General features: G+C 76.5%; 17 protein-coding genes. 11 read left to right on the top strand and 6 right to left on the bottom strand.

Annotated features, from left to right (window positions below; all coding sequences use genetic code 11):
* Positions 1 to 35: 35 nt before the first annotated feature.
* The 4 genes from CELF_RS02565 to CELF_RS02550 form a co-directional block, all read right to left on the bottom strand.
* A complete protein-coding gene (locus CELF_RS02565) occupies positions 36 to 2882 on the bottom strand; it encodes a CRISPR-associated helicase/endonuclease Cas3 (protein ID WP_013769684.1) in 2847 nt (948 codons plus the stop codon).
* 155 nt (positions 2883 to 3037) lie between these two features.
* Complete coding sequence (locus CELF_RS02560; RefSeq protein ID WP_013769683.1) at positions 3038 to 4534, bottom strand: MinD/ParA family ATP-binding protein; 1497 nt, start codon at positions 4532 to 4534, stop codon at positions 3038 to 3040.
* 112 nt (positions 4535 to 4646) lie between these two features.
* Entirely contained in the window at positions 4647 to 5096 is a 450-nt protein-coding gene (locus tag CELF_RS02555; RefSeq protein ID WP_232014293.1) for an ATP-binding protein, read from the bottom strand.
* Between the two features lie 72 nt (positions 5097 to 5168).
* Positions 5169 to 5546: a VOC family protein gene (locus CELF_RS02550; protein ID WP_013769681.1), complete on the bottom strand. Its 378-nt coding sequence runs from the start codon at positions 5544 to 5546 to the stop codon at positions 5169 to 5171.
* Positions 5547 to 5727: 181 nt separating this feature from the next.
* Here CELF_RS02550 and CELF_RS02545 point away from each other — a divergent pair, with 181 nt between their 5' ends.
* The 10 genes from CELF_RS02545 to CELF_RS02500 all read left to right on the top strand — a co-directional run bounded on the left by CELF_RS02545 (position 5728) and on the right by CELF_RS02500 (position 17222).
* A complete protein-coding gene (locus CELF_RS02545; protein ID WP_013769680.1) occupies positions 5728 to 5946 on the top strand; it encodes a hypothetical protein in 219 nt (72 codons plus the stop codon).
* Complete coding sequence (locus CELF_RS21345) at positions 5943 to 8840, top strand: helix-turn-helix transcriptional regulator (RefSeq protein ID WP_013769679.1); 2898 nt, start codon at positions 5943 to 5945, stop codon at positions 8838 to 8840. The genes CELF_RS02545 and CELF_RS21345 overlap by 4 nt, the downstream gene beginning before the upstream one ends.
* A gap of 112 nt (positions 8841 to 8952) precedes the next feature.
* Entirely contained in the window at positions 8953 to 10023 is a 1071-nt protein-coding gene (ligD, locus tag CELF_RS02535; protein ID WP_013769678.1) for a non-homologous end-joining DNA ligase, read from the top strand.
* Entirely contained in the window at positions 10007 to 11443 is a 1437-nt protein-coding gene (locus CELF_RS02530) for an MFS transporter (protein ID WP_013769677.1), read from the top strand. Before ligD ends, CELF_RS02530 begins: the two co-directional genes overlap by 17 nt.
* A gap of 150 nt (positions 11444 to 11593) precedes the next feature.
* Complete coding sequence (locus tag CELF_RS02525; protein WP_013769676.1) at positions 11594 to 12214, top strand: M15 family metallopeptidase; 621 nt, start codon at positions 11594 to 11596, stop codon at positions 12212 to 12214.
* Positions 12211 to 13359, top strand: a complete 1149-nt coding sequence (gene alr, locus CELF_RS02520) for an alanine racemase (protein WP_013769675.1) — start codon at positions 12211 to 12213, stop codon at positions 13357 to 13359. Before CELF_RS02525 ends, alr begins: the two co-directional genes overlap by 4 nt.
* Positions 13356 to 14327 (top strand): D-alanine--D-alanine ligase family protein, encoded by a 972-nt coding sequence (locus CELF_RS02515; RefSeq protein WP_013769674.1) that lies wholly within the window; start codon positions 13356 to 13358, stop codon positions 14325 to 14327. The genes alr and CELF_RS02515 overlap by 4 nt, the downstream gene beginning before the upstream one ends.
* Positions 14324 to 15328, top strand: coding sequence for an acyltransferase family protein (locus CELF_RS02510; protein WP_013769673.1), 1005 nt, complete (start codon positions 14324 to 14326; stop codon positions 15326 to 15328). The genes CELF_RS02515 and CELF_RS02510 overlap by 4 nt, the downstream gene beginning before the upstream one ends.
* Positions 15325 to 16557: a sensor histidine kinase gene (locus tag CELF_RS02505; RefSeq protein ID WP_013769672.1), complete on the top strand. Its 1233-nt coding sequence runs from the start codon at positions 15325 to 15327 to the stop codon at positions 16555 to 16557. The genes CELF_RS02510 and CELF_RS02505 overlap by 4 nt, the downstream gene beginning before the upstream one ends.
* The gene (locus tag CELF_RS02500; protein WP_013769671.1) at positions 16554 to 17222 is read left to right on the top strand and encodes a response regulator; all 669 of its coding nucleotides are present in this window, start codon (positions 16554 to 16556) and stop codon (positions 17220 to 17222) included. Before CELF_RS02505 ends, CELF_RS02500 begins: the two co-directional genes overlap by 4 nt.
* Positions 17223 to 17264: 42 nt before the next feature.
* On the opposite strand, the gene CELF_RS02495 is transcribed toward CELF_RS02500, so the two are convergent.
* Entirely contained in the window at positions 17265 to 18200 is a 936-nt protein-coding gene (locus tag CELF_RS02495; RefSeq protein WP_232014292.1) for a M15 family metallopeptidase, read from the bottom strand.
* A gap of 282 nt (positions 18201 to 18482) precedes the next feature.
* Here CELF_RS02495 and CELF_RS02490 point away from each other — a divergent pair, with 282 nt between their 5' ends.
* Positions 18483 to 19496, top strand: coding sequence for a DUF3806 domain-containing protein (locus tag CELF_RS02490; RefSeq protein WP_013769669.1), 1014 nt, complete (start codon positions 18483 to 18485; stop codon positions 19494 to 19496).
* Between the two features lie 14 nt (positions 19497 to 19510).
* Here the strand turns inward: CELF_RS02490 and CELF_RS02485 are convergent, their stop codons facing one another.
* On the bottom strand, positions 19511 to 20203 hold the full coding sequence (locus CELF_RS02485; protein WP_013769668.1) for a LiaI-LiaF-like domain-containing protein: 693 nt from the start codon (positions 20201 to 20203) through the stop codon (positions 19511 to 19513).
* Between the last annotated feature and the right edge of the window lie 85 nt (positions 20204 to 20288).

Raw genomic sequence — 20288 nt, 5'->3', positions numbered from 1 at the left:
CCCTCTCTCCCCGGTGAGTGGTGCGGCCCGCCTCGTCATGACGGCGACGCGACCGACGTGACGGTCAGCCCGTGGTGGCGGTCGTAGTGCAGGTCGAACCCAGCGACGCTGGCGCGGCGGTCGTCGTCGATGACGAGAGCGAGCTGGTTCTTGAGCAGAGGGCTGGCGTCCCACCCCTCGAAGCGCTCACGCTCCAGATCAGCAACGACGCGGTCGAAGACCGCAGGGTTCAGCGACATGGCGGGTGGCAGTCGCAGTGCGCAGCGGGCGAGGGCACGCGCATCCGCCTCGTCGAGCGGGACGTGTGGGAACGGCAGCGCAGTGCCGCCCCCGGGAACCCAGTCGGGCACGCGGTCGGAGCCGTCGCCTCCGCGCTGCACCACGACGACCTCGATGCTGTCGCCGCTCTCGCGCACGCACGCCTGCCCCTGCGGGGAGTCCTCGTCGAGGTCGCCGACGCCACCCGACGAGAGGCCGTAGAGGGCGCCGTCGGTAGGCTCGTGGACCAGAAAGGTCGACGCACGCCGCCGCCGCTCGTCGTGGCGCCGCAGCTCCTGCGTCGCGGCCTGCGCCCAGCTGTCCTCCCAGCCCGCGGGTGGCACCGCGTCGGGCGCGTACGCGGCCTGGACCAGGCGAGCGATGTCGAGCGGCAGGAGCAACGGCGCACCGTCCAGGTGCAGGCCGAGGACTGCCGCGGAAGCCAGCAGCGCGTAGCGCCCGTAGACGTGCACGCTGCCGCGCACGGGCTGCGGAACCACCGCAGCCCAGTCCACGCCCGTGACGTAGCACCGTGGGGTGGCGACCGGATCGGGCCGGTGGGCTCGCCGGTGGCGGTGCAGGCGCCCGATGCGCTGCAGCACGAGGTCGACGGGCGCGAGGTCGGTGACCAGCACGTCGAGGTCGATGTCCAGCGACTGCTCCAGCACCTGCGTGCCCACGACGATCCGCCGGTCCGGCCGGGCACCGTCGCGCCCGAGCTCGGCGAGCAGCCGTAGGTCGTTCTCCCGCCGGTCTGCGGCGAGGAACCGCGCGTGCGCGACCGTGACGACCTCCGGCCCAAACCGGGCCTCGAGATGGCGGGCCGCCTCCTGGGCGCGGGCGACCGTGTTGCGCACGACCCCGGCACACCCGCCGTCGCGCAGCGCGTCGTCGAGCAGGTCACCCACAGCATCGAGGTCGTCGTCCAGGCGCACGACCTGCACGTGCGTACTCGTGGCGGCGTCGTCGAGGGTCGTAACCGCCGGGCCATCGTCACCTGTCGTCACGACGACCGGGTAGCCGATGTCGCCTGCCAGGACCGACGTGTCGACGGCGTCAGGGTCACGGCTGAGCCGTCGACGCCGGCCGCTCTCGTACGCCCGGTACAGCTCGGCTCGGCGAACCGACGGCAGGGTCGCGGAGAGCAGCACGACGGGCGTGCCTTCGGCGCCCAACCACTCCAGCGTGCGGTCCAGGAACGTCGCCATGAACGTGTCGGCGGCGTGGACCTCGTCGACGACCACGACCTTGCCGGCCAGCGCGAGGTGCCGGAGCATCACGTGCCGCGCCATCAGCGCGCCGAACAGCACCTGGTCGATCGTCCCGACGACGAACGACGCCAGCGCGGCCCGTTTGCGCCCGCGCATCCAGAGGTCGGCGGCCGGCACCACCGTCGGCCGCGTCCGGTCCCCGTCGTGCACACCTCGAACCCGCAAGACCGGCAGGTGCGCGACGTCGTCGTTGAGGGCGGCCTTGCCGTGGACGAGCGCGAGCGAGTGCTGCGCGTGGTCGTCCGCGGGCAGGTGCTCCAACCAGCCCCGCACGCGCGCGAACATCGCGTCCGACGTCGCCTGCGTCGGGAGTGCCACGAACACCCCGGCCGCGCCCGTGCGGTGGGCCAGCACCTCGGCCGCCATGAGTGCCGCTTCCGTCTTCCCCGATCCCATGGGCGCCTCGACGACCATCAGGCCGGGCGCCGGCATCGTTCGTGCCGCATCCACCACAGAGGCCTGCACCGGGTGCGGCGCGCCCCCTACGCCGGGGAAGCGGTCGCTGAACACAGCAGCCAGCGCTGCCTCAGGCGCGGGGGGCCGCCAGCGGGGACTCAGCTGCAGGCGGGCCCACGCGCGCTGCGCACGCCCGGACTCGCTGGTCGAGACGGGCTCGATCTCCGGGACGGTGTCGACGTCGTCGAGCGGGAACAGGTGGTCCGACGACGCGATCCAGTCGGCCATCACCACGAGACCCGTCAGGAGGACACCCGCAGGTCCAGGCACCCGGAGAGCAGCCCATCCTGGCCAGTCCGCCACAAGCCCCGCCCTGGCGGCCGCGCGGTCGAGCAGGACGCCCCGCACGGTCTCCCACTGTCCGCCGCCGAACAGGTGCGGTCGCGCGGCTGCACCCTGGACGGAAGTCAGCGGTGGGTAGGCACCGTGATGCCCGGCCAGGACGGCCGTCAGCTGCCGGCGTGCCTGCCGCGGTGCCGCGGTACGTGTCGTGAGCCAACGGTCGAGCGCTGCCGCGCCCGCGATCTCGTGGCGCAACATCGACCGGTCAGTGACCGTGGCCGGTGACAGCCTGAGCCCGGCGTGCGTCATCCGATCGCTCAGCGCGGCCACCTGGCACGCGAACGCCGGCGTCGTCTTGCCCACGTCGTGGGCACCGGCCAGGAACCGCACCAGCCGCCGGGCCCCCGCTGCTCCGCCCGGGACCCCGCTTGCGAGCAGGCTCCGGATGTCGTCGGCCAGCCAGTGGTCCCACAGCAGCCCGGCAACGTCGGCGGTGTCGTCGAGGTGCCGCCACAGCGGCGCCCAGTGCGAGGGAGGGACGTCGTACGGCCACGACTTGGCCCAGACGACACGGCACGGCTCATCGACCGCGGCTCCCGCGTCCTCGCGCAGCACCAACGCCCCCTCAGGCTGTTACACGCACTGGTGCGAACCTAGACGCGGTGCGCGGGTGCGCGGGCCGCTTTGATCGCACTTCACCCGCGCAGCCGGACCAACGTCGGGCCATCAGCCCCGCACCTCCGGCGGTGCGGCGCTCGGCGTCCGACGTGTCAGAGACCGTCCGCGACGATCGCCGTCGCCCGCAGCCACGCGTCCCGCGTCGCCGGCTGCAGCGCCTCGTAGTCGATCGGCCCGCCGGAGACGAGGGCCTTGTCGTGCGGCACCTCCACGACCGCGCGCGTCAGGGCGCCGAAGTGGCCCCGCAGCCGCGTGCGCAGGTCCTTGTCGACCTTCGGGGAGGGCGCGGACAGGATCGTGACCGCGCGGCGCACGGCCTCCTCGTGGCCCTTGGCGCGCAGCGCGTCGAGCGCCCACGCCGCCGACTGCGCGGTGTCCTCGCGGATCGTCGAGACGACGACGATCTGGTCGGCGGCGTCGACCGACGCCTGCCAGTTCGAGGCGCGCATGTTGTTGCCGGTGTCGATCACGAGGACCCGGTAGAACCGCGACAGCACCTGGTGCAGCGCGACGAACGACGCGGCGTCGACCGACGACAGGGACGACGAGCTCTCGTCGGACGCGAGCACGTCGAACTGCTCGTTGGCCTGCGTGCGGACGAAGCCGTCGAGGTCGCCGATCCGCACGGTCGCCCGACCGCCCAGCCGCGGCAGGGCGTTGAGCAGGTCGACCGCCGTGCGCTGGTGCTCGGTGTGCGCGGACCGCCAGCCGAGGGTGCCGCGCGTCTCGTTGTTGTCCCACGCGAGCGTGTAGCCGCCGCGCTGGATGCCGAAGGTCGCGGCCAGCAGCATCGTCGCGGTCGTCTTGTGCGCGCCGCCCTTGGGGTTGACGACGACGACCGTCTTGGGGCCGTCGAACGTGCGCCGGACCGACGCGGACTGCGACCGGCGGTTGCGCTCGGCGCGCCCCGGCCCGGGCGAGACGAGGCCGAACGTCACGCGCCGCACACCCCCGCGCCAGCCGTGCTCGGCGGGGCCGTCGGACGCGGGGTGCCGCGCGGCGAGCAGGTCGTCGAGGGTGGGCAGGGACGTCGCGCCGGACGGCTCCGCGGTCCGCGTGCCGCCCGAGCGGGACCGGCTCGCCTCCGCGCGCGAGGACGGGGTGGCGCCCGCGCCCGCGGCGGTCGCCGGGTCGGAGCCCGGCCCCGGCGCCGCGTCCGCCGTCCCGCCCGTCGAGGCGGGTGCCGTCGGCGGGAGCAGCGTCGTCGCGTCCCCGCCGGTGGCCACGTCGGGGAGGCGGTCGGCGGGCGTCGTGGGCGGGCCCGCGGGCGGCAGCACGACGCCGGACGCGGGCGTCGTGACCGGGTCGTCGACCGTGGCCTCGTCGACCAGGCCGTCGGGGTGGATGAGCAGGGACCACACGCCGTCGGGGTCGCGGACCTGGGCCGGCAGGGGCGACCCGACCGACCCCGCGAGCGCCGCTATGCGCGCGGTGATCGCCGCGCCGGCCTCCTGCAGGTTGGCGGTCTGCACCTGCTCGACGACCCCGTCGACGCTGATCTCCCCGGTGCCGTCCTCGCGCACCTCGGCCCGGATCTCGGGGATCCGCGCGGGTGCCGTCGGGGACTGCTGGTCGGTGTCGTCCGTCATCGTTCGCCCCTCGCTGCCTGGTCGCACGTCCCAGAACCTACGCGCACCGGGCGAACCGCGCATCGCAGAGCCGCAGGCCAGGACCCTGCCGGGAGGCGGTCCCGCAGGGCCGTCAGTCGGTGTGGTCGAGCTCGAACCAGACGGTCTTGCCGGGCTGCCCGTCGCCGCGCGCGACCGTGCCCCAGGACGCCGCGAGGGCCTCGACGAGCGCCATGCCGCGACCGCTGGGGGCGGTCGGCTCGGGGTGGCTCACGGTCGGGCGGCCAGGTCCGTCGTCGCTCACGCCCACGCGCACGAGCCGCGGCCCGACGCTCACGTGCACGTGGATGAGCCCGTCGTCGGGCCCGTGCACGACCGCGTTGGACACGAGCTCGCCCGTGAGCAGCTCGACGACCTGGTTGGTCGCACCCGTGACCCCGGCGCCGGCGACCGCACGCATGACCCAGTGCCGCGCCGCGCGCGGCGCGGACCGCTCGGCCCGCACGACCACCTCGTCGTCGACCACCAGCTGCTGCTGGCGGCGCACGCTGGCCGCACTCCTGAGGTCCCGGACGTCACCCACCCGTCCAGGGTGCCCGAACGTCCGCCGTCGCGCCGGGCGGGACCACGACGCGTCCGGGTGATCCGGCGGCGCTCAGGTCGTGGCGGGCGCGCGGTGCTCGACGAGGCCGACGAGGTTCCCGTCGGGATCACGCACGAACGCCTGCCACTCGTCGGTCCCGGCCGGCCCGAGGGTGCCGTCGTCGTGGTGGAAGATCACGTGCGGCTCCCCCTCGACGGGCACGCCCGCGGCCCGCAGCCGCTCGACCGTCGCGGGCACGTCGTCGACGGCGAGGTACAGCACGGCCGACGGCGCCCCCTGCTCGAGCAGCAGTCGCACGCCGCCGAGGTCGAAGAACAGCAGCCCCGGCGGGTCGAACCGGGCGGCCGGCCCGTGCCCGAGCAGGTCCGTGTAGAACGCCGCGGCGCGGTCGAGGTCGGTCGCGCGCTGGGCCACCTGGACGAGGGTCATCCCGCCATGCTGCCCCGCGCCCCGCCTGCGGCGACACCCCTGGCGCACGCCGTCTGAGGTACCTCAGACGCGCCTCAGCGGTCCCGGGTGCCCAGGACCCGTCGACCGACCGATCCCGGGCGGCGCGCCTCACGAGCATCGTCAGGGTGGTCGGAAGAAGGAACGCGAGAAGGAGAAGACCATGACCGAGCTGTGGGGACCCGCGCTCGACGCCGAGCTCGCCTTCCGCCGCGAGCAGATCGAGCAGGCGGCCCACCGCGGGGCGCCGGCCCGCCCGCCGCAGGGCCTGTCCCGTCCCGCGGCGGCCGACCGTCGCACCGTCCGTCCCGCGCAGTCGCGGGGGGCAGCGGTGCGTGGGTGGCTGCTGCGAGGATCGGGGGCGTGGCACGTGGCCCGATGAGCACCCCGTTCGTCGCCCGCGCGGCGCAGGTGTCCGAGCTGTCGGACGGCCTGCGCCGCGCGGCTGCGGGCGACCCCTCGGCCGTCCTGCTCGCGGCCGACGCGGGTGTGGGCAAGTCCCGGCTGCTGCGGCACGTCGCGGAGCTCGCCGCGGAGCAGGGTGCGCGCGTCGTGCTCGCGCACTGCGTCGACCTCGGCGAGATCGGCCTGCCGTACCTGCCGTTCGCCGAGGCGCTCGTGCAGCTGCGCGACCTCGACCCCGAGGCGGTCGACGCGGTCGTCGGGCAGCGGCCCGCGCTGCGCCGCCTGCTGCCGGGCACGGTCCCGGCGGGCGAGCCCGCGGACGACGCCGCGAGCCGGCTGCAGCTGTTCGACGGCGTCGTCGAGGCGCTGGCCGCGGTCGGCACGGCCGAGCACCCGCTGCTGCTGGTGCTGGAGGACCTGCACTGGGCGGACGCCTCCAGCCGCGACGTGCTGCGCTTCGTCGTCTCGCGGCTGCGCGACCAGCACGTGCTGCTCGTCGCCAGCTACCGCACGGACGACCTGCACCGGCGCCACCCGTGGCGGCCCGTCGCCGCCGAGCTGGTGCGGCACCCGCGGGTGCTGCGGATGGACCTGCCCCCGTTCACCGAGGGCGAGCTGCGCGAGTTCGCGACGGCGGTCGCAGGGGGACCGCTGCCCGAGCAGGCGCTGCGGACCGTCCTCGACCGCTCGGAGGGCAACGCCTACTTCGCGGAGGAGCTCGTCGAGTCCGGGGCCGACGGGGCCCTGCCGTGGTCGCTCGCCGACGTCCTGCGCAGCCGGCTGGAGGTGCTCGACCCGCAGGTGCAGCTGCTCGCGCGGGTCGCGTCCGCGGCCGGGCGCCGGGTGACGGAGCCGCTGCTGCGGGCGGCGGTCGCGGCGCACGGCGACCCGTCGCTGGCCGCGCCGGGCGCGCTCGACACCGCGCTGCGCGAGGCGGTCGCGCACCACGTGCTCGTCGGGGACGGCTGGCACATCGCGTTCCGGCACGCGCTGCTGGCCGAGGCCGTCTACGCGGACCTGCTGCCCGGCGAGCAGGCGGCGCTGCACCGCGCGTACCTGGGGGCGCTGCGCAGCGACACGTCGCTCGGCACGTCGTCGCAGCTCGCGTGGCACGCGCTGCACGCGCCCGACCTGCCGACCGCGCTCACGGCGTCGCGCGACGCGGCCCGGCAGGCGCACGAGGTGTTCGCGCCCGTCGAGGAGCTGCGGCACCTCGAGGTCGTGCTGCGCCTGTGGTCCGCGGTCCCGGACGCGGCCGACGCGCTCGGGGAGGACCACGTCGCGGTGCTCGACGCCGCGGCGACGGCCGCGAGCCGCGCGGGTCAGCTCGACCGGGCCGTGCAGCTCGCACGTGCCGCGGTCGACGAGTGCGACGACGACCCACCGCGGCAGGCGCAGGAGCGCACGTGCCTGGCGCGCCACCTGCTCGGCGCGGAGCGCCTGCAGGAGGCGTTCGAGGTGGCCCGCCTCGCGGTCGAGGGGCTGCCCGACCCGACGCCCGCTCGCGCCTGGGCGCTCGCGACCTACGCGCGCGCGGCGCTCAACGCGGACGTCGACGACGAGGCGGAGCGCGCCGCGACCGACGCCGCCGCCGTGGCCCGGCAGGTGCGGGCCGTCGACGCGGAGGCGGACGCCGTCACGACCCTGGCGGTGCTCGTCGTCGAGGACCCCGACCACGCCGCGGCGCTGCTCGACGAGGCGCTCGGGCTCGCACGCGAGTCGGGCGACCTGTCGACCGAGCTGCGGACCATGTACAACCTCGCGAGCAACCGCTACTACGCGGGCGACGTGGCGCACGCGGCCCGGATCGGCGAGCTGGCGGTCGAGCGCGCGCGCTCGTCGGGGATGCTGTGGAGCACGTTCGGCATCGAGCTCGTCATGCTCGGCCACCTCTTCCGCTTCGTCCAGGGCGACCTGACGCCCGGCGAGTCCTACTCCGACGCCCCGGAGTGGCTGGGGGCGACGGCGCGCCTCATGACGCTGTACGCGGCCGTGGCGCGCGGCGACGCGGACGTGGTCGAGCGGGGGCGGGCACGCGAGGCGCACTGGTCGCGCGACGGCCTCGTCGCGCTCATCGGCGGGGGCTGCACGGTCGACGCGCTGACGTGGCGCGGCGAGCTCGACGAGGCGATCGAGCTCGCGCTGCGGGTCATCGAGCACCTGGGCCGCGAGTGGAGCGACTACTTCCTCGGCGGCATCTGGCTGTCGGCGCTGGCGCTGGCCGCGCTCGCGGACGCCGCGGCGCAGGAGCGGCTGCTGGGCCGGGACGTCGCGGAGCGGGTCGCCCTCGGGGACCGGCTGCTGGAGCGCGCGCGCACGACGGCCGAGCGCGGGCGGCCCCGCGGCGGCGTGCTGGGCCCCGAGGGGCGTGCGTGGCTCGCCCGGGCGCACGCGGAGCACGGCCGGCTCGTCGGCGGGAACGACCCCGAGGCGTGGCGCGCTGCGCTGCGCGAGTTCGGTTACGGGCACCGCTACGAGCTGGCCCGCACCCGGTGGCGTCTCGCGGAGTCGCTGCTGGAGCGCGGCGAGCGGGACGCGGCCCGGGACGAGGCCGCGACCGCGCTGGCGGAGGCCGACGCCATGGGCGCGGTGCCGCTCGCGACGGCCGTGCGCGGGCTCGCCCGGCGCGGACGGCTGGACCTGCCCGGCGTGCGCGCGGCCGGGGCGGACGTGCTGACAGCACGCGAGGTCGAAGTGCTCGGGCTCGTCGCGCAAGGCCTGTCGAACCGGCAGATCGGCGAGAAGCTCTTCATCTCCGGCAAGACCGTCTCGGTGCACATCTCCAACCTGCTCGCGAAGCTCGGCGTGTCCGGGCGGGCCGAGGCGGTGTCCGTGGCGCACCAGCGCGGGCTCATCGGCTCGGACGTCTGACGCCGGCACGCCGCGCTGGGCAGAGCCGTCGGCCGTCGCGGGCGGCGGCCCGGGTGCACGATGCGCCGACCTGCACGGGCGCGTGTCGGAGCCCGGCCCTAGCGTGGGGCCCATGTCACCGTCGAAGACGCCGGCCGTCGAGCTCGACGTGCGCGGCCGCACCGTCCGTGTGAGCAGTCCCGACAAGGTGTACTTCCCCGAGCGCGGGCTGACCAAGCTCGACGTCGTCCAGTACTTCGTGTCCGTGGGCGACGGCATCCTCGGCGCGCTGCTCGACCGCCCGACGACGCTCGAGCGCTGGCCCAAGGGCGTGTTCGAGGGCGCCAAGCTCGCGACGCGCGCCGACTCGACGGGCGACGCATTCTACCAGAAGCGCGTGCCGCAGGGCGCGCCGGACTACGTCCGCACCGCCCGGATCGCGTTCCCGAGCGGGCGCACTGCGGACGAGGTCGCCCCGAGCGAGCTCGCCGTCGTCGCGTGGGCGGCGAACCTCGGCACCCTCACGTTCCACCCGTGGCCCGTGCTGGGCGAGGACGTCGACTCGCCCGACCAGCTGCGCATCGACCTCGACCCGCAGCCGGGCACCGACTTCGACGACGCCGCGCGCGTCGCCCCGCACGTGCGCGAGCTCCTCGCGGAGCACGGCATGGAGGGCACGCCGAAGACGTCCGGCGGCCGGGGCATCCACGTGTTCGTGCCGATCGAGCCGCGCTGGTCGTTCACCGACGCGCGCCGCGCGACGATCGCGTTCGGTCGTGAGCTCGAACGGCGCATGCCGGAGCAGGTCACGATGAAGTGGTGGAAGGAGGAGCGCGGGCAGAAGATCTTCGTCGACTACAACCAGATGGCCCGCGACCGCACCATCGCCTCGGCGTACTCGATCCGCACCAACCCCCGCGCGACGGTGTCGGCGCCGCTGCGGTGGGAGGAGATCGGGGACGTCCACCCCGACGACTTCGACGTGACGACGATGCCCGCGCGGTTCGCCGAGGTCGGCGACCTGTTCGCGCCGCTCGTCGCGCACGCGACGCCGCGGTACTCGATCGAGTCGCTGCTCGAGCTCGCCGACCGGCAGGAGCGCGACGAGGGCCACGCCGACCTGCCGTACCCGCCGGAGTACCCGAAGATGCCGGGCGAGCCGAAGCGCGTGCAGCCGAGCCGCGACCGTGACAGGGCCCGCTGAGCCGTCCGCGCACGCCGGTGCGACGGTCGGCTACCGGTCGGCGCGCGGGCGGTGGGTGCTCGTCGCGACCGTGCTGGGCTCGGCGCTCGCGTTCATCGACGCGACCGTCGTCACGATCGCGCTGCCCCGCATCGCGGACGAGCTCGACGCGACGACGGCCGACCTGCAGTGGACCGTCAACGGGTACGCGCTGACGCTCGCGGCGTTCCTGCTGCTGGGCGGCTCGCTCGGGGACCGGTTCGGGCGGCGGCGCGTGTTCCTCGTCGGGGTCGTGTGGTTCGCGGTCGCGTCGCTCGCGTGCGCGCTCGCCCCGACCGTGGGGCTGCTCGTCGCGGCCCGCGCGTTGCAGGGCGTCGGGGGTGCGCTCCTCACGCCGGGGTCGCTCGCGATCATCCAGTCGACGTTCGCGGGCGAGGACCGTGGGCGGGCGATCGGCGCGTGGTCGGGGCTCGGGGGCATCGCGGGCGCGGTCGCGCCGTTCCTCGGCGGGTGGATCGTCGAGGTGACGACGTGGCGGTGGGTGTTCGGGATCAACCTGCCGCTCGCCGCCGTGGTCGTGGCGGTCACGCTGCGCGCGGTGCCCGAGACGGTGGACCCGGAGGCGGTGCGCCGGCTGGACGTCGCCGGGACGGTCCTCGCCGCGCTGGGCCTGGCCGCGCTGACGTGGGCGTTCACCGCCTGGACCGAGGACGGGACCCTGCGCGCACCGGTCGCCGCCGTGCTGGCCGCCGGGGTGCTCGCGCTCGTCGCGTTCGTCGTGGTGGAGTCCCGCGCCGCCGCGCCCCTCGTGCCGCCGCGGCTGTTCCGGTGGCGCCCGTTCGCGGGCACCAACGCCGCGACGCTGCTGGTCTACGCGGCGCTGTCGGGCGTGTTCTTCTTCCTCGTCCTCACGCTCCAGGTCGTCTCCGGCTACTCGCCGCTCGCCGCGGGGCTCGCCCCGGTCCCGGTGACGCTCCTGCTGCTCGTGCTGTCGTCGACGTCGGGTGCGCTCGGCGTGCGGATCGGCCCGCGCGTGCCCATGACCGTCGGCCCGCTCGTGTGCGCGGCCGCGACCGTGCTGCTCGCGGGCATCGGCCCGTCCGCGCCGTACCTGACCGCCGTGCTGCCGGGCGTGCTGCTGTTCGGCCTCGGTCTCGCCGCGGTCGTGGCACCCCTGACGACGACCGCGCTCGCCGCCGCGCCCGACCGGCTCGCCGGGGTCGCGTCCGGGGTGAACAACGCGGTCGCGCGCGTGGCGGGACTGCTCGGCATCGCGGTCCTGCCGCTCGTCGCGGGTGTCGGCACCGGGCTCACCGACCCGACGGTGCTCGCCGACGGCCACCGCGTCGCGATGCTCGTCTGCGCGGGCCTGCTCGCGGCCGGCGGGGTCGTGGCGTGGTGGACCGTCCCGTCGTCCGCCGAGGCCGTCCGCCCCCGCTGAGCGCTGACCTGCGGCTCGGCCGTACGACCCCGGTCGCACACCGCGGGCGGCGACGTACGACCTGCGGCGTTGCACGCGTGTCCTCGCGGACCGCCCGGCGGTCCCCGCGGTGGAGGCGGTGACGCCGTCGCGGGCGGCAGCGTGGACGGCATGACGATCCTGCTGTCCGACCCGCGCGTCGCCGCCGTCCCCGTCCGTGACTGCGGCGAGCCCCTCGTCCGCCTCGGGGCCCGCTTCGGGCCCGCCCGCGCGCTCGTCCGCGTCGGGCTCGCGGACCGGCTGGCCGCCGCGACGCTCCCGCGCGGGGTCCGGCTGCGCGTCCTGGAGGGTCACCGGTCGCTGTCGGCGCAGCACGCGATCGTCGCCCGGTACACCCGCGAGGTCCGCCGGGCGCACCCCGCGGTCGTCGACCCGACCGAGGTCGCCCGGCTGGTCAGCCGCTTCGTCTCCCCCGTCGACGTCGCCCCGCACGTCGCCGGGGCCGCCGTGGACCTCACGCTCGTCGACGCCTCGGGCCGCGAGCTCGACCTCGGGACGCCGGTCGACGCGACCCCCGAGGAGTCCGACGGCCGGTGCGCGACGGCCGACGACCGCATCTCCCCCGAGGCACGCGCGCACCGCGACCTGCTGGCGCGCGCCCTCGGCGACGTCGGGCTCGTGAACTACCCGACCGAGTGGTGGCACTGGAGCGTGGGCGACCGGTACTGGGCGCTCACGACCGGGGCGCCGTACGCGCTGTACGGCCCGGTGGACGTGGCGGTGGCGGCGTGACGACGACGACGCTCACCCGCCCGCGGGTCTCCGACGCCGCGGGGCCGCGGCTGCTGGTCGACCCCGCGGCCGTCGCCGCCAACACGCGCCTGCTCGCGGGCCGCGCGCGGGGCGACCTCATGGCGGTCGTCAAGGCGGACGGGTTCGGCCACGGGGCGGTGACCGTCGCGCGGACGGCGCTCGCGCACGGAGCGACGAGCCTGGGCGTGACGACGGTCGCGGAGGCGCTCGCGCTGCGGGACGCCGGGCTGCGCGCACCGGTGCTGAGCTGGCTGAACCCGGTCGACGCCGACTTCGCGTCGGCGGTCGCCGCGGGCGTCGAGCTGGCCGTGCCGGACGCCGCCCACCTGCGCGCGGTGCTGGACACCGCACCGGGCGCCCGCGTGCACCTGCACCTCGACACGGGCCTCGCACGCGACGGCGCCGAGCCCGCGGCGTGGCCGTCGCTGTGCCGGCTCGCGCGGTCGGCGGAGCGCACGGGGCGCGTGCGGGTCGTTGGCGTCATGGGTCACCTCGCGTGCGCGGACCGCCCGCGGCACCCCGCGAACGCCGAGGGGCGGTCCCGGTTCGCGTGGGGCGTCCGCACGGCCCGGGCCGCCGGGCTGCGGCCGTCCGTGCGGCACCTCGCCGCCACCGCGGCGACCCTCACCGACCCGCGCTCGCACCACACGACGGTGCGCGTCGGCGCCGGCCTGGTCGGGATCGACCCGTCGGGCACGACGCGGCTCGCGTGGGCGATGTCGCTCACCGCGCCCGTCGTCTCGGTGCGTCGGGTCCGGGCGGGCACGCCCGTGGGCTACGGGCACACGTGGACCGCACCGCGCGCGACCACGCTCGCGCTCCTGCCGGTCGGGTACGCCGACGGGCTGCCGCGCGCCGTGCCCGGGCGGGCCGAGGTGCTGCTGCGCGGGCGGCGGCGGCCCGTCGTCGGACGCGTGTCGATGGACCAGACGGTGGTCGACGTGGGCGACGAGCCCGTGCGGCCGGGCGAGGTCGCGGTGCTGCTGGGTCCGGGGACGGGCGGTGAGCCGACGCCGGAGGACTGGGCGGACTGGTTCGACGTCCTGCCGCACGAGGTCCTCACCGGGTTCGGCCCGCGCGTCGCGCGCGGCACCGTCGGCACGTCGCTGCGGGACGCCGGATGAGCGCCGGGCGCACGCGTGTCGCGGTCGTCGGCGGGGGGCAGAGCTGCGAGCACGAGGTCAGCCTCGCGTCGGCCGCGTCCGTCGTGGGGGCGCTCACGGACCGGTACGACGTGGTCCCCCTGACGATCACCCGCGACGGGACGTGGTGCGACGAGGTCGGCCGCCCGGTCGGCCTGGCACGCGCCGTGCAGACGCTCGGCACGTGCGCGGCGGTCGTGCCGATGGTGCACGGGCCGCGCGGGGAGGACGGCACCCTCGCGGCGCTGTGCGAGCTCGCGGGCGTCCCCTACGTGGGCTCCGGGGTGGGCGCGGGGGCGCTCGCGATGGACAAGTGGGCCACGAAGCTCGTCGCGCAGGCCGTGGGCGTCGCGACCGCGCCGGGGAGGCTGCTGACCGCGGCCACGGCCGCCGCCTACGTCTTCGAGCACCCGGTCGTCGTCAAGCCCGTCGCGGCCGGGTCCAGCCACGGCGTCACGCTCGTGCGGGACGCGGGCGGGCTGCGGCCCGCGCTCGACGCGGCGCTGCGGCTCGACGGCCGCGTGCTCGTGGAGGACGTCGTCGAGGGCCGCGAGGTCGACGTCGCGGTGCTCGCCACGGGCGACGGGCACGTCGTCGCACCGCTGCTCGAGGTCGTCGTCGACGGGCTCTTCGACCACGCCGCCAAGTACGGCGGCACGGCCGACCTGCGCGTGCCGGCCGACGTCCCCGAGGCCGACGCGCAGGCCCTGCGGGACGCGGCCGTGCGGGTGTTCGACGCGCTCGGCTGCGCGGGCGTCGCACGCGTCGACTTCTTCCTCACGGCCGACGGTCCCGTGCTCAACGAGGTGAACACGACACCTGGCCTGACGGAGCACTCGCAGGTGCCGCGCATGTTCGCGGCCGCGGGGCTGTCGTACCCGGACCTGCTCGACCGCCTCGTGCGGGACGCGGTGGCGGGGGCCGCGGCGGCCGCGGCGGCCGGACGGTGAGGCGCCGCATCGACGGGCTCGACGCGCTCCGGGGCGTGGCCGTCGGGCTCGTCGTCCTGCGGCACGCCCTGCCCGACGTGTTCCCCGGGGCGGGCGTCGTCGGCGTCGTCATGTTCTTCGCCGTGTCCGGGCACCTCATCACGGGCGTGCTGCTCGACGAGCTCGACGGGACGGGCCGCGTGGACCTCCCGCGCTTCTACGTCCGGCGCGCCCGCCGCCTCGTGCCCGGGCTGCTCGTGCTGCTCGTGGGCGTCGCGGCCGTCACCCTCGTGCTCGACCCGCTCGACGACCGCGCGGACCTCACGCGCGACCTCCTCGTCGCGGCGACGTGGACCGGCAACCTGCCGGGCCTGACGCCCGACGGCGTCACGTTCCACCTGTGGACCCTCGCGACCGAGGAGCAGTTCTACCTGCTGTGGCCGCTCGCGCTCGCCGTCGCGCACCGGCGCGGCCGGGTCACGTGGCTCCTCGCGGCGGCGGGCGTCGCGTGCGCGCTCGCGTGCGTCGTGGTGCTGCTGCGGCTGCGCGACGACCCCGACCTCGCGTACGCGCTGCCGACGTCGTGGGCGGGCTGCTTCGTCGTCGGTGCCGCCAGCCGGGTGCTGACCGTCCGGTGGACGCCACCCGGCGCCGTGCAGGTCGCGGCGCTCGCGCTGCTGGGCGCTGCGTGCGTGCTTTCATTGCGGGGTCATGCGCTCACGTACCTCGTCGCCGGGCCGGCCGTCGCGCTCCTCACCGCGCTGCTCCTGGTCGCGTGGCGCACGCGGGTCACGATGACGGCGCGCGCGGTCCGCCCCCTCGTCTGGCTCGGCACCGTCTCGTACGGCGCCTACCTGTGGAACTACCCGCTGACGCTGTGGCTGCGCCCGCACGTCCCGCACGCGGGTCTGCTCGCCGCGGCGCTCACCGTGCCGGTCGCCGCCGCGAGCTGGTACCTCGTCGAGCGTCCGCTGGGTCCGCGGCCGCGCGTCGCCGACCGCCCGCGGGTGGCGGTCGCATGACGCCGCGCACCGCGTCCGCGTGGGGCCCCGACGTCGCGTCGGGCCTCGCGGTCCTCGCGCTCGGGTGCGTGGAGGCGACGTCCCGCGCGGCGTCGGCCGCGGAGGCCGCGTCGCTCCTGCTCGTCGCGGGCACGATCGCGCTCGCGGTGTCGCTCAGCCGCCACCGGCCGGGCGTCGCGCTCGCGCTCGTCTGGGGCACCGGGCTCCTGCAGGTCGCGGGCGAGGCCGACGTCATGCTCGTGCAGCTCGCCGTCGGGGTCGTCGCGTTCGGGTGCGCGCGCTGGGGGTCGACCGAGACCGTGTGGGCGAGCGCGCTGTCCGTGCCCGTCGCGGCGGTGATCGCGGTGCTGACGTTCGGTGCGTCGAGCCTCGCGCACCTCACGCACCTGCTCGGCCTCGACGTGGTCGTCCGCGCCGCGTACACGACCGGCGACCGGTGGGAGATCGGGGCCGTCGTCGTCGGGACGGCGCTGCTCGGCGCCCCGTGGCTCGCCGGGCTCGCCGTCCGGTCCGGCGCGACCGCCCGGTCGTCGCGCCTGTCGCAGGCTGCCGCCGAGGACGACGCGGCCCGCGCCCGGCGGGACCGCGAGCGCGCGGAGGAGGTCGCGCGGCTCCGCGAGGACCAGACGCGGCTCGCCCGGGACGTGCACGACGTCGTCGGCCACTCGCTCGCGGTGATCCTCGCGCAGGCCGAGTCGGCGCAGTACCTCGACGACGACCCCGCTGTGCTCAAGCGGACCATGGCGACGATCGCCACGTCGGCCCGCACGTCGCTGCAGGACGTCCGGCAGGTCCTCGGGCAGTCCGCGGACCACGCCCGCGGGCCGGGTGACCTCGACGAGCTCGTCGAGGGCGTCCGGGCGGGCGGTCGCGACGTCCGCTCCACGGTCGTCGGTGCGCCGCAGCCGCTGCCGCCCGAGCTGGCGACCACGGCGTACCGCGTGCTGCAGGAGCTCCTCACGAACGCCCTGCGGCACGGCGACCGCGACGCACCCGTGCTCGTCGAGCGCCGCTGGCCGGACGGCACGTGGCTGGAGGACCTGCGGATCGAGGTCGTGAACGGTGTGCCGCCGACCGCGCCCGCGGCGGACCCGACGCCGGGCAGCGGGCTGACGGGTGTGCGCCGCCGGCTCGAGGCGGTCGGGGGGCGCATGGCGGTGCGGGCGGAGACGGGAGAGGACGGGCCGACGTTCGCGGTGACGACCTGGGTTCCGGTGCGGCCACGATGACGTCCGACGACGAGATCCGGGTGCTGCTGGTCGACGACCAGGAGCTGTTCCGCGCCGGCCTCGCGGTCATCGTCGACGCCCAGGACGGCATGCGCGTCGTCGGGCAGGCCGGCGACGGCCTCGAGGCGGTGCGCCTGGCCGACGACCTCGAGCCCGACGTGGTGCTCATGGACCTGCGCATGGCCGACATGGACGGCGTGGAGGCGACCCGGCAGCTGTTCCTCCCGGAGCGTGCCGCGCGCCGCACCCGCCCGCTGCGCGTCCTCGTCCTGACGACCTTCGACCTGGACGACCGCGCCGCGGCCGCGATCCGGCACGGCGCGAGCGGCTTCCTGCTGAAGGACACGACGCCCGCGATGCTGCGCGACGCGATCCGCACGGTGCACGCCGGCAACGCGGTGCTCGCCCCGCAGGACCTGTCGACGCTGCTGGAGGGCCGGTTCCGCACGCCCACCCCCGCGCCGCCGGGCTACCTCGCGCTCAGCGACAAGGAGCGCGAGGTGTTCGAGGCCGTCGCGCGCGGCCTGAGCAACACCGAGATCGCGCAGGCGGTCCTCGCGAGCGAGTCGACCGTGAAGACCCACGTCGGCTCGATCCTGCGCAAGCTCGCCCTGCGCGACCGGGTCCAGGTCGTGGTCTTCGCGCACGAGCACGGCCTGGTCTGACCGAGGCTGCCGCCGCTGGTCGCACCCGGGCGGCAGGAGAGGTCAGCCGCGGTACTCGAAGTGCCAGTACTCGGGGTTGGAGCCGTTCTGCCGCGCCCACGACGGCACGACCCACCCGTACGACGGCCCGTTCGCGACGAGCCACTCGCGCTGCGGCGTCCCCCAGCCGTACTCGCACGGCAGCTCCGGCACGTCGAGCGCGAGCCCCGTGCCGTGCGACGACGTGCCGGGCACGGCCGCGACCGACCCGAGGGCGTCGCGCATCGCGACCTGCGTCGCGTAGTCGCGGTACGTCAGGTCGAGGTCCAGGTCGTGGCCGAACCGGGCGCGGAAGGCGGCGTTGAGCCGCTCGAGCGCGGCGGTCGCGTCGGTGCGCAGGTAGTAGGGGGTGCCCCGGGGGTCGACGTCCCACGAGACGGCGGCGAGGGCGGACGGCGGGAGCTTGCCGTTGGTGCCGTCGCCGCCCTCGGTGGCGGGCGAGGTGTAGAACGGCGGACCCGAGTAGGTCGTCTCGCACGACGGCGGCGTGCTCCCCGAGCCGGGGCCCGGCGACGTGGACGTGCCGGACGGGCGGGCGGCCCGGGCCGCTGCCGCTGCGGCCGCCGACGCCTGCGCCGCGGTCCACTCGGCGTGCGCCTGCGCGGCCGTCGCCTCGGCGGCGGCCAGGGCGGCGGCGAGGCGGCGCAGCGTCGCCACGGACGCACCGGGGGATGCGGGGTCGGCCGCGGGCTCGGCCTCGGCGAGCACCGCGGCGACGGCCTGGCGCACGGCGTCGTCCGCGACCGCGCCCTCGCTCGCCGCGAGCGTGGCGCGCGCCTGCTCGACGAGCCCGGCGAGGGCGGCGCGGGCCTCGTCCTGCGTGCGCGCAGCAGCGGACCGCTGGGCGGCGGCGTCCACGGCGGACCGCACGGCGGCGTCGTGCGCCTCGGACGCCGCCGCGTCGGCGACGCGTTCGTGCGCGGCGTCGGCGGCGCGCACCCGGTCCTGGTGCTCGACGCCCGCCCACGCGCCGGCGGCACCGCCGACGAGGACGACGGCGGCCGCGACGGCGGCGACGAGACGGACGTGGATGACGGCTCCCGGGGACGGCCGGCGACCCCCTCGCAGCCGCCGGTTCGCCCGCCAGGCTAACCACGGCCCGCGCGGCCCGCCCAGCGGCCGGCCACGGACCGGGACGGACCGGACGGTCCGCACCACCCGTCCGGAGGAACCTGGACGCACGTCCTCAAGACGGGCCCCCGCCGGGTCGATCCGGCCGGTATGAGCGACGACCGGACCGCCCACGCGCCGGCGGCCACCGTGCCGGGCCTGCGCCCCCTCACCCCGGGCGAGCAGGGTCACCTGGACCAGCTCCGCGCGCACGTCCGCGCCAGCCGGACCGACCTGGGCGACGTCGCGGCGGTCGCGGCGCTCGTGCACGACACGTACACGGGCTGGGCCGGCCAGCCGGGTGCCGCGGTGCCGGAGGGCGTCGTCGCGGCCCTCGGCGTCGTCCTCGGCGACCTCGTCGTCGCCCGCGCGCCGGGCGCGCACTGGGTCCTGCGCACCGCCGGGCCCAAGCCCGTGCCCGCGGTCGTCTCCCCCGACGGCGAGGCCGCGGTCCTCCCGCTCGACGACATCCGCGCCCGCTGGGACATCGGCGTGACGCCGGACTGGGCGAGCGGCTACGTGACGGCCGCCGCGGCGCACCTCGCCGTGTCGGGGCTCCCCGAGCACGCCCCCGGGTCCGCCCCCACGCCCGTGGTGGAGGTGCCGCAGCAGCGACCGCCCGCCGGTGGTGCGTCCCTGCCGCGCCGCTCGACCGCGCACGCCGCCGCGACGCCGGACGCCCAGGCCCCGACCAGCGGGTACCGGACGCCGGGCGACCTGCCGCACCCGCCGTCGCCGTCCGCGCAGGACCTCGGGCTGCGCGCCCTGGAGCACGCCCTCGACGCGGTCGTCGGCGGCGAGTCGCCGCTGCAGACGTTCGCGATGACGCACGACGGCGTCCGCCGCACCGTGCAGGTCTTCCCGGGCGACCCGCGCGAGACGGCGCCGCAGGCCCGTGCGTGGGTGCGCGCGTCCGGCGCGGTGTGCGGCGCGGTGGCCTGGGACGGCGAGCTGCCCGGGGTCGACGGCCCGGCCGTGGTCGTCGAGGCCTCCGACCCCGGCCGGCCCAGCATGGTCGTCGGGCACGGGTACGCCCCTGCGCGCGACGGCGGCGAGGGGCGGTCGCGCGACGCGCGGGCGGTCGGCGTGCCGGTCGTCGTCGGGCCGGGCGAGCCGCTGCTCTGACCGGTCGCCCGCCGTCAGACGGCGGGTGCGTCCAGCGTCTTGCCGTGCTTGACCTCGGCACCGCCCATGACCGCGGTGACGTGCACGACGAGCTGCGGTGCGTCGGGGTCGCTCGGCGGACGCGTCTTGTCCTCCCACCCGCCGAGCAGCGGCAGGCCGCTGACGTGCACCCGCCAGGTCGGCGGCACCTTGATCTCGACGCCGCCCCACATGACGAACACCGCGATCTCGGCACGGCCCACGATGTCGGCGTCCCGCAGGTCGAGCTCGATGCCGCCCATGAGCGCCGTGAGGCTCCCGCCGCGGAACTTCTGGGACCGCGAGCGCCGCTGCGACCCCCACCACATGACGGTGGAGTTCACGACGTCGTCGTCCTCGGTCGAGCGGCCCACGCGCGTCAGCAGCGCGAGGCCGACGAGGATGATCGCGAGCGGCCACAGGATCTCCCAGACGGAGAACTGCACGAGGTCCAGGGTCTGCAGCAGGAACAGCACGCCGACGCCGATCACGAGGGTCGGCCCCACCCACGCGCGCGGCACGGTGACGAGCGCCGCGACGCCGACGCCGATGACGACGAGCGGCCACCAGTCCGCGGCGACCTGACCGAGGTCGGCCGTGATGACGTCGAGCTGGACCAGCAGCGCCACCACCCCGAACACCAGCAGCAGCGTGCCGAGGAACACCTGGACCGGCGGCCGTCCGTTCATGCAGGTCACGCTAGTGCCGGACCGGGTCGCCCGGGAGGGTCACCGGTCCCGGATTGCAGGCGACACGCCGGCCGGAGGCTGTCAG

Source organism: Cellulomonas fimi ATCC 484 (assembly GCF_000212695.1).
GTDB lineage: Bacteria > Actinomycetota > Actinomycetes > Actinomycetales > Cellulomonadaceae > Cellulomonas > Cellulomonas fimi.
This window is presented reverse-complemented; position numbering and strand designations above follow the sequence as displayed.